Origin of the sequence: Brevibacterium pityocampae (assembly GCF_039541555.1) — a bacterium.
GTDB lineage: Bacteria > Actinomycetota > Actinomycetes > Actinomycetales > Brevibacteriaceae > Brevibacterium > Brevibacterium pityocampae.
On sequence record NZ_BAABGL010000003.1, the window covers coordinates 206,555 to 215,948 of the forward strand.

7 protein-coding genes are annotated in these 9,394 nt (G+C 70.1%); 1 reads left to right on the forward strand and 6 read right to left on the reverse strand.

Features of this window, described 5'->3' with window-relative positions; translation table 11 throughout:
- Positions 1 to 5: 5 nt before the first annotated feature.
- The 6 genes from ABD883_RS04235 to ABD883_RS04260 form a co-directional block, all read right to left on the reverse strand.
- Positions 6 to 3,536: an efflux RND transporter permease subunit gene (locus tag ABD883_RS04235; RefSeq protein WP_345030109.1), complete on the reverse strand. Its 3,531-nt coding sequence runs from the start codon at positions 3,534 to 3,536 to the stop codon at positions 6 to 8.
- A 216-nt stretch (positions 3,537 to 3,752) separates the two neighbouring features.
- Entirely contained in the window at positions 3,753 to 5,084 is a 1,332-nt protein-coding gene (locus ABD883_RS04240; protein WP_345030112.1) for an MFS transporter, read from the reverse strand.
- A complete protein-coding gene (locus ABD883_RS04245) occupies positions 5,081 to 5,800 on the reverse strand; it encodes a nitroreductase family protein (protein WP_345030115.1) in 720 nt (239 codons plus the stop codon). The genes ABD883_RS04240 and ABD883_RS04245 overlap by 4 nt, the downstream gene beginning before the upstream one ends.
- The gene (msrA, locus tag ABD883_RS04250) at positions 5,797 to 6,318 is read right to left on the reverse strand and encodes a peptide-methionine (S)-S-oxide reductase MsrA (protein ID WP_345030118.1); all 522 of its coding nucleotides are present in this window, start codon (positions 6,316 to 6,318) and stop codon (positions 5,797 to 5,799) included. Before msrA ends, ABD883_RS04245 begins: the two co-directional genes overlap by 4 nt.
- A 131-nt stretch (positions 6,319 to 6,449) precedes the next feature.
- Positions 6,450 to 7,316 carry an HpcH/HpaI aldolase/citrate lyase family protein gene (locus tag ABD883_RS04255; protein ID WP_345030121.1) on the reverse strand — a complete coding sequence of 289 codons (867 nt, stop codon included), beginning with the start codon at positions 7,314 to 7,316 and terminating at the stop codon, positions 6,450 to 6,452.
- A complete protein-coding gene (locus ABD883_RS04260) occupies positions 7,313 to 7,843 on the reverse strand; it encodes a MaoC family dehydratase (protein WP_345030124.1) in 531 nt (176 codons plus the stop codon). The genes ABD883_RS04255 and ABD883_RS04260 overlap by 4 nt, the downstream gene beginning before the upstream one ends.
- A 189-nt stretch (positions 7,844 to 8,032) precedes the next feature.
- On the opposite strand from ABD883_RS04260, the gene ABD883_RS04265 reads away from it, so the two are divergent.
- Positions 8,033 to 8,986, forward strand: coding sequence for a malate dehydrogenase (locus ABD883_RS04265; protein ID WP_345030126.1), 954 nt, complete (start codon positions 8,033 to 8,035; stop codon positions 8,984 to 8,986).
- The last annotated feature ends 408 nt before the right edge of the window (positions 8,987 to 9,394 follow it).

The following is a 9,394-nucleotide window of genomic DNA, read 5'->3' on the forward strand; positions in this document are numbered from 1 at the left end:
CCGCGTCACCGTTCAGCGGCGGGACCCGGCTCAGCCGAGTCGGTCCCGCCCGCGTCACCGTTCGCGCTGTCGGCGCTCCCGCTGCCGGCGCTCTCACGGTCCCCGCTCGCGGCGGCCTCGGCGCGGATCCGCTCGGAGCGCGCCTGCTCGCGGCGGGCGTCCTCGGCGGCCTCGGCCTCGTCGATGACCTGCCCGCGGGTGAGGTCGCGGATCGCCCGCTTCTCCGACCGGCGCTCCTTGACGCCCTCGAGCAGCTGGTAGAGCACGGGCACGAGGATGAGGGTGAGCAGGGTCGAGCTCACGAGCCCGCCGATCACGGTGATCGCCAGCGGCTTGGAGATGAACACCCCGCCGCCGGTGAGTCCGAGCGCCATCGGGACGAGCGCGAAGATCGTCGCCGCCGCGGTCATGAGGATCGGCCGATAGCGCAGCCGCGAGCCGTGCACCACCGCCGTGCGCAGCGGCACCCCGCGCGCCCGGAAGTGGTTGATGAGGTCGATGAGCACGATCGCGTTCGTCACGACGATGCCGATGAGCATGAGCAGACCGATCATCGCGGTCAGGCCCAGCGGGGTGTCGGTCAGCAGCAGCAGGCCGATCGAGCCGGTCGCGGCGAAGGGGATCGACACGAGCAGGATGACCGGCTGCAGCAGCGACTTGAAGGTCGCGACGAGGATGATGAACACGATGAGCACGGCGGCGAGCATCGCCAGCCCGAGCTGGCGGAACGACTCGTTCTGCTCCGCCGTGGCACCGCCGATGTCCGCACTCACCGCGGCCGGCAGGTCCGCGTCCTCGATCCCCTGGGTGACGGCCGTGCTCGCCGCGCCGAGGTCGTCCCCGGCGGGCGTGACGCTCACGGTGACGGAGCGCAGGCCGTCGGAGTGGGTGATCGTCGGCGGGGTCATGATCTCGTTGACGTCGGCGATCTCGTCGAGCTCAATGGTCTCCGGCTCCGGCGCCGGGGCGGCGGGCGCACCCGGGGCTCCGGCACCGCCGCCGGGACCGGTGCCCGGTCCGGCACCCGGGCCGGGCGCCTCGGGAGCGGGAGCAGCGGCGGCGGACGCCGGCACGGTGATCTCGAGCTCGCGCAGCTCCTGCACGGATTCGATGCTGCCGTCGTAGAGGAGCACGCGGTGGGTGACGTTGTCGAGCACGACGGAGCCGAGCTGCTGTCCGCGCATCGCACGGGACACGATGCTGCCGACCTCGGCCTCGGACAGGCCGTTGTCCGCGGCCTCCTCGCGGTCGATGTCGACCTCGATGACCGGCTGCACCGCTTCGAGGTCGGTGGTCACCGTCTGCACCTCGGTCAGCCCGTCGAGCTCACCGGTGAGGGATTCGGCGGCCGCGGAGAGCTCGTCGGGGTCGTTCGCGGTGAGGGTGACGTCGATCGTCGAGCCACCGGGCATGGTGCCGCCGGCGAGCACCTCGACGTCGCCCACATCGGTGAGCTCGTCGAGCTGCTCCTGGAGCTCGGTGCCGAACGCACCGGTGTCGGTGCCGGGGGCGATGTTGACGAAGTAGTTGCCGGTCGTCGCACCGCCGCCGAACGCGAGGTCGCCGCCGATCGAGAGCTGGTAGGACTCGACGTCGGGGTGGTCGGCGATGACCTGCTCGACCGGTTCGGCGTCCCTGCCCGCCTGTTCGAGCTCGGTGCCCGGCTCGAAGGTCTGCATGACCTGGACGCTGTCCTCTCCGGTGTCGCCGAACAGCTCGGTCTTGAGCAGCGGGGTCATCGCGAAGGTCGCGACGAGGACGAGGAGCGAGGCGACGACGGTGATCACCGGGTGCCGGGTGGTGAACCCGATGACCGGGAGGTACGTCTTCTGCAGACGGGTGACCGGCGCCTTGAGGCTCGCGAGCTCGTCGACCTCGGCGGCCTCGTCGTCGGTCCGCGGGCCGACGATGGGCAGCTCGGACGTCGAGTGCCGACCCGACGGGTTCTCGACGTCGACCTCACGGGAGCGGGCGGCCTTCCGCTCGGCCTTCCATTCCGCGAGCGCGGACTTCCGGTCGGACTTCACGCGGGCCTTCTGCTCCCGGGTGAGCCTGACCCGGCTCTCGCGGGCCCGGAGGAACCAGTAGGCGAGGACGGGGACGATGGTGAGCGCGACGAGCAGCGAGCTCAGCAGCGCGATCGTCGCGGTCATCGCGAACGGCCGGAACAGCTCGCCGGTCTGCCCGGAGACGAAGACGAGCGGGAGGAACACGGCGACCGCGGTGAGGGTCGAGGCGGTGATGGCGCCGGCGACCTCGCCGACGGCGGCGAGGATGTTGGAGAACTTCGAGCCGCCCAGGGAGTGGCGGCGGCGGATCGATTCGATGACGACGATCGAGTCGTCGACGACGCGGCCGATCGAGATCGTCAGCGCTCCGAGGGTGAGCATGTTGAGCGTGTACCCGCCCAGCCACAGGCCGATGAGGGTGACGAGCAACGAGAGGGGGATGGAGATCGCGGTGATGATCGTCGCGCGGACGCTGAAGAGGAAGACGAGGATGACGACGACGGCGAACACGAGGCCCAGCAGACCCTCGGTCATGAGGTCCTCGATGGACTGCTCGATGAACGGCGCCTGGTCGAACACCGTGACGAACTCGACGTCGCCGCCCATGGTGTCGGTGATCTCCGGCAGCGCGGCGATCACGGCGTTGGAGATCTCCACGGTGTTCGCGTCCGGCTTCTTCGACACCGAGAGGGTGAGCGAGGGCTCGCCGTTCGTGCGGGAGATCGAGGTGGCCTCCTCGTCGCGGAGCTCGACGTCAGCGACGTCGCGGACGAGCACGGGGCCGTCGGGGCCGGCGAGAGCGATGTCGGCGATCGCCTCGACGCTGCGGATCCGGGTGCCGATCTCCACGGGGGCGGACCCCTCGCCGGTCTCGAGCGCACCGGCCGAGGTGGGCACGCCGTTGGCCTGGAGGATCGAGGCGAGCTGGTCGACGGACACGCCCTCGTCCTCGAGGTCGTCCTCGCGGACGGTGATCGCGACCTCCTGCGGGAGGTCACCAGCGACCTCGACCTGCCGGACGCCCTCGATGTCGCGCAGCTCCGGGACCGCGATGTCCTCGAGGTCGGCGGCGAGCTGGTCGGTGTCCTCCCCGCCGGTGACGGAGAAGACGATGATCGGGAAGTCGTCGAGCCCACCGGACATCACCGTGGGCTCGACCCCGTCGGGCAGCTGGGACTCGACCTGGGACACGGCGCGCTGGAGGGAGCGGACGATGTCGTCGGAGCTCGTGCCGTAGGCGGTCTCGACGGTGATCTGGGCCGACCCGGTCGAGGACACCGAGGACACCGACTCGACCTCTTCGACGCCGCCCAGCGCAGCTTCGAGGGGTTCGACGACCTCGGATTCCACGGCCTCGGGCGAGGCGCCCTCGTACTGGGCGGAGATGAACGACTGCGGGAGCTCGAAGGAGGGGAAGAGCTCCTGCTTGAGGGCGCCGGCCCCGATGACGCCGAAGACCACCGCGCACACGGAGATCAGCGCGATGAGCGCCCGGTTCTTCAGGCTGATGAACGTCAGCTGGTTCACAGGGGGAGGTCCTTCGTCCGGGAGGCAGGTCCCCCTCATTCTAGGAGTCGGTGCGCGCGGGGGCGCTCAGGGTTCTCCCCGGATCCGGGTCGGGGTTTCCCCACCCGGCGGCGTGGTGTCGCGAGACGTGAGCGCGGGCCGGGCGCGAGGCGGTGGCTCCCGCAGCTCGGCCGACAACGGTGCGCTCTCGCGGGCCGGGCGCGAGGCGGTGGGCTCTTACCGCTGGGCCGGCTGGGACCCGTCCTCGCGGGACGGCAGCGTCTCCCGTCCGGAGAGCCAGACGACGAACGCGAGGAGGACCACCGCGCCGGACACCGCGAAGGCTGCGGAGTAGCCGAGGGATTCGGCGAGGAGGCCGGCGATGATCGGCCCGAAGATCGCCCCGGTGTCCATCGCCATCTGGTAGCGCGAGAGGACGACGCCGCCGGCGCGGTGGGGTCCGACGACGTCGGCGACCACGGCCTGCTGGGACGGGTTGAGCAGGCCGGCGCCGATCCCGGCGATCGCGGACAGGACGAAGAACACCGCGACGCTGCCGGAGAAGCCGAGGGCGATCGTGCTCACGCCCATGATGAGCAGGCCGGTGAGGATGAACGGGCGGCGGCCCAGGCGGTCGGCCCAGCGGCCCACCGCGGCGACGGCGACGGTGTTGCCGAGGGCGAACACGGTGAGCGCGAGTCCGGACACCCCAGCTCCCGCGCCGAGGACGTGGAGGGCGAAGAGCGGGTAGATCGCGACCCGGATGCCCATGGACGTCCAGCCGTGGGCGAGGACGGACACGAGGGCGGCGCGGTAGGCGGAGTCCTGCCATGCCTCGCGGAAGCGCATGGTCGAGCGGTCGGGCTCGACCGTGTCGGGTTCGGGGGACTCCCCGGCGGCAGTCCCGTTCGCGGGATCCGGCTCCGGGTCCCCGTCCTCGGCCGCCCGCTCCTCGGCTGCTTTGGCCTCGGCGGCGAGGAGTCGCTCATTGCGGCCGAGCCGGAAGTACACGACGGCGGCGGCGATGACGAGGGCGACCGCGTAGACGAGGAACGGCACGCGCATCCCCCACCCGGCCATGAGGCCGCCGACGACGGGGCCGAAGATGTTGCCGAGCAGGAAGGCAGTGGCGTAGCGGCCGGCGGCGCGGGCCCGGGCGGTGGGCGGGGCGAGGCGGATGATGAGCGCCATCGCGGACACGGTGAACATCGTCGAGCCGAGCCCGCCGAGGGCACGGAAGAGGAGGAGCTGCCAGTACGTCTGGGCGAGGGCGACGGCGAAGGTCGAGGCGGCGACGATGAGGAGGCCGGTGACGTAGACGGGCCGTTCGCCCAACCGGTTGACGAGCCTGCCGCCGGCGGGTGCGGACACAAGCCGGAAGAACGCGAAGGAGCTCACCACGATCGTCGCGGCGGTCACCCCGAGCCCGAAGGATTCGGCGAACTGCGGGAGGACGGGCGCGATGATCCCGTAGCCGATCGCGACGATGAACGCCCCGGCGACGAGCACCCAGATGTCGGTGGGGAGCTTCGTCTCGTCGACGGCGGAGTCCGGGCGGGTGCGGGTCACCTCGGCGTCGCGCCCGGGGGCGCGTCCGGGCCGGTGGTCGGCGCCGCACCGCCATCGAGGCCTGGTGCGGCAGCGGGATCCGGGTCGGCAGCGGGACCCGGGGCAGCCTCGGCCTCGGCACCTGGATCCGGCACGCCCTCGGCGCCGGGAAGGCGGCCGAGGAACGGGGCCGGGTCGAGCGGCGGGCGGTTGGAGGCGGCGAGCTTCTCGCGGAAGGCGGGGTCGATGTCGCCGACGTAGAGCCACCCCATGAGGAGCTCGTCCTCGGCGAGCCCGTGGAGGGCGCGGACGGCCGGGGCGTTCGCCTGGACGCCGGAGCGCCACATGACGCCCCAGCCGGCCTGCCACAGCGCGAGCTCGAGGAGGTGGGCGGCACCGGCGGCGGTGGCATGCTGCTCCCACGTGGGGACCTTGGGGTGCTCGGTGGGTGAGGCGATGACGGCGATGAGGAGTTCGGCGCGCAGCGGCTTGGGGTTGACCTCGCCGGGGGTGCGCTCGGTGCCGGAGGCGGTGTCGAGGGCCTCGCCCAGGCGCAGGCGGTCGTCGCCGCGCAGCAGCAGGAGCCGCCAGGGGCGCAGCGCCTTGTGATCGGCCACCGGGGTGACGGCGGCGAGGAGGTCGGCGATCTCCGCGTCGGTGGGGGTTGTGGGGCCGACCTTCGACACCGAGCGGCGGGAGGCCATGGCCTGCAGGACGGGGTCCTCGAAGTGCTTCACGACATCCACTCCGCGAAGCCGGCGCGGGCCCGGGCGAGCTTGGGGTCGATGATGTACGTGCAGTAACCGTTGTACGGATTGCGCGAGTAGAAGTCCTGGTGGACCTCCTCCGCGGGGTAGAAGGTGCCCAGGGGTTCGAGGGTGGTGACGATGGGCTTGTCGAAGAGCTTCTGCGCCTGGTCGATCGCGGTCTGGAACATCTGCCGCTCGTGCTCGTCGCGGTAGAACATCGCGGAGCGGTACTGGGTGCCGACGTCGTGGCCCTGCCGGTTGAGTGAGGTGGGGTCGTGGCCGGTGAAGAACTGGCCGAGGATGACCTCGGCGGGGACGATCGATTCGTCGAAGGTGACCTGGAGGGCCTCGGCGTGGCCGGTGATGCCCGCGCACACGGAGTAGTAGTCCGGGTTCTCGACCTCTCCCCCGGTGTATCCGGAGATCACGTCGGTCACGCCGCGAGTGCGGCGGTAGACCGCGTCGAGGCACCAGAAGCACCCGGCGGCCAGAGTGAGAGTCTGCATACCGTGTAGGACACCCGCGGCCCGGCGATTATTCCGTGGGGCCTCGGGTGGTGGGGTGGCGGTTAGGTAGTGCGATGCCAAGGCGCCGGCCGGCCCGGGTTGGTGACGGCCAGCACCTGGGCGGCTGCGCGTCAGCGGTCGCGGGCGACGATGTGGCCGGCGTGCTTGAGCAGCGGGGCATCGATCATCTTGCCCTCGTAGCTGAAGGCCCCGGCCGAGGTCTCGGCGAGTTCGAGCACGGCGCGCGCCCAGGCGAGCTGCTCCGGGGTGGGCCGGTAGGCGTCGCGGACGACGGGGATGTGCTTGGGGTGGATGGAGACCTTGCCGTCGAAGCCGCTCTCCACCGCGTCGGTCGCCTCGGCGGCGAGGCCGTCGAGGTCGTGGATATCGGCCCAGATCGAGTCGAGCACCCAGGTGCCGTGGGCGCGGCCGGTGAGCAGGGTCTGCGAGCGGACATGGAGCGCGACGTCGCGGTAGCCGCCGGAGGGCAGGCGGGAGGAGCCGCCGCCGAGGTCGGCGATGAGGTCCTCGGAGCCCCACATGAGGCCGACGACCTCGGGTGCAGCGGCGATCTCGGGGAGGTTGATGGCACCGCGTGCGGTCTCGATGAGGGCGATGACGCGGTAGTCGGACAGCGGTGCGGAGTCCGCGGCGGATTCCGCCTTGGGGAGCATGACGTGGGTGTAGGGCAGGGTGGCGAGGAGATCGAGGTCGGCGGCGAATTCCTCGGTGTCGCGCGGGTTGATGCGGATGACGGTACGGGCCGGGTCGAGGAGGTTCTCCGCGACTGACTGGCGGGCGGCGGCCTTGTCCGCGGGGGCGACGGCATCCTCGAGATCGATGATGACGATGTCGGCGCGCTCGGCTGCCTTGGCGTAGCGATCGGGGCGGTCGGCGGGGACGAAGAGCCAGGCCGGCCCAAAGTCGAAGCCGGCGGGCTGCGTCGTGGTCGCATTGTCAGGGTTGGTGCCGGTGCCGGCGGAGTCGACGGGGCTCATGCGGTGATCTCCGGGTTCTGCGGGTCGTGGGCGGAGGTGAAGACCATGGTCTGACGGACAGCCTTGGCGACGACCTCGCCGTGCTGGTTGCGGCCGATGTGCTCGAGGGTGACGATGCCCTGGTTAGGGCGGGACTTCGATTCGCGCTTGTCGAGGATCGTCGTCTCCGCGTAGAGGGTGTCGCCGTGGAACACGGGCTTGGGGAAGGCCACCTCGGAGAAGCCGAGGTTGCCGACGATCGTGCCCTGGGTGAGCTGGGAGACGGAGAGCCCGACGAGGGTGGCGAGCGTGAACATCGAGTTGACCAGACGCTGGCCGAACGGCTCCGTCTCCGCGAAGGCGGAGTCGAGGTGCAGCGCCTGGGTGTTCATGGTCACCGCGGTGAACCACGTGTTGTCGGCCTCGGTGATGGTGCGGCCCGGCGCGTGCTTGTAGACCGTGCCGACCTCCATCTCGTCGAACCAGAGACCGCGTTGGGTGATGGTTCTCGGTGCGGATGTGGGTTCGGGGTTCGCCTCGGTGGTCATGCCGATGTCCCTTCGTGTGCTGTCAATGCTGGTCGTGAACCCGATTCTCGCAGGCCCGGGCGTCGAGCGGAATGCGCAGGCCCGTTGGCGCGTGTTCTGTGCAGGTGAGTCGGCGATGGACACCCGGGGAGCACGAGCCGGATCCGGAATAGGGTGGAACCGTCCTGTCCCCCACCGAGGGAGCACTACATGAAACGCATCGGCATCATCGGCGCGGGAGCCGTCACGGCGGCCACCGTCTCGTCGCTCATCGCGCCTGCCGGGATCGACCCGGAGATTATCATCGTCAACCGCACGCACAAGCGAGCCGTCGGCCTGGCCGAAGACTTCACCTACGCGGCTGCCGCGGAGTCGCGGGCAACGGTGCGGGCGGGGTCGTATGCGGACCTCGCCGGTGCCGACCTCGTCATCATCACCGCTGGAGTCAACGAGAAGGACGGCGGGGCCACGGACCGGAATGATGACGAGGGACGACGGAAGCTCATCCCGGCGAACGCCCGGGCGTACATCGACATGATCGGGCAGCTGAGCGAGGTCGACCCGAAGGCGACGGTGCTCGTGGTCACCGACCCGCCGGACCCGCTGGCGTCGCTCGCGCGGCGGATCGCCCCGGAGATGACGGTGCTGTCCTCGGGCACGACGATCGATTCGCTGCGGTTCCGCTACTGGATCGGCCGGGAGCTCGGCGTGCCGGCCAGCGAGGTCGATGCGGTGGTTCTCGGCGAACACGGGACTTCAGCGGTCTACGCGTGGTCGTCGGCCCGGGTGGGCGGCCGGCGGGTGCTCGATCTCCTCGTGGAATCAGGCGCGGATGTCGTCGAGGTGCAGGAACGGATCCGGGAATCGGTGAAGTACTCGAACATCTCGATCATCGAGGGCATCGGTGCCAGCCAGCACGGGATCGGCTCGGTCGTCGCGGATATTGCAGAGGCGATCGTCGGCAACAGCCACGCGATCATGCCCGTGGCCAGCTACCTCGAGGAGTTCGACACCTTCGTCGGGATGCCGACGGTGCTCGGACGCGAAGGCGTGGTCCGCATCCTGCGGCCCGAACTCACCGAAGAGGAGCAGGCGCTGCTCGAGGAAAGTGCGCGGGTGCTGCGCGAGGCTGACGCAGTGGCGTTCGATGCATTAGAGCGGTGAAGATCACGGCGGGAGAGTTGCCGACTCCGACAGATCGATCACTTCCGAAGGTCCGCCAACCGTTCAGCAGAGTGTCGCGCACTCTCTGGTCAGAGAGCCAACATTCTCACAACCGAGGGGAACGAAACCCAGTACACTTCAGCAGCCCGGATTTCGTCAGACCTATTCGATACGCTAGGTGACAAGATCGCGCGTTCGTCAGCGCGAAGAGGTACCCCGCGGAGTCTCGAACCTCACCGGTGGTCGATTGGTGAGGAGACGGAATATGGCAGGCGATGGTCGTCGCGGTCAGATCAGCGAAACGGAGCGGTTAAAGGTGTACGTTTGTCCCGCGTCAAGTAGTTGGCAGGATTTCCTTGGTTTTGAATGTCGGGGTGGTGGGGTCGGCCAGGCCCAGGTGCACCTCCT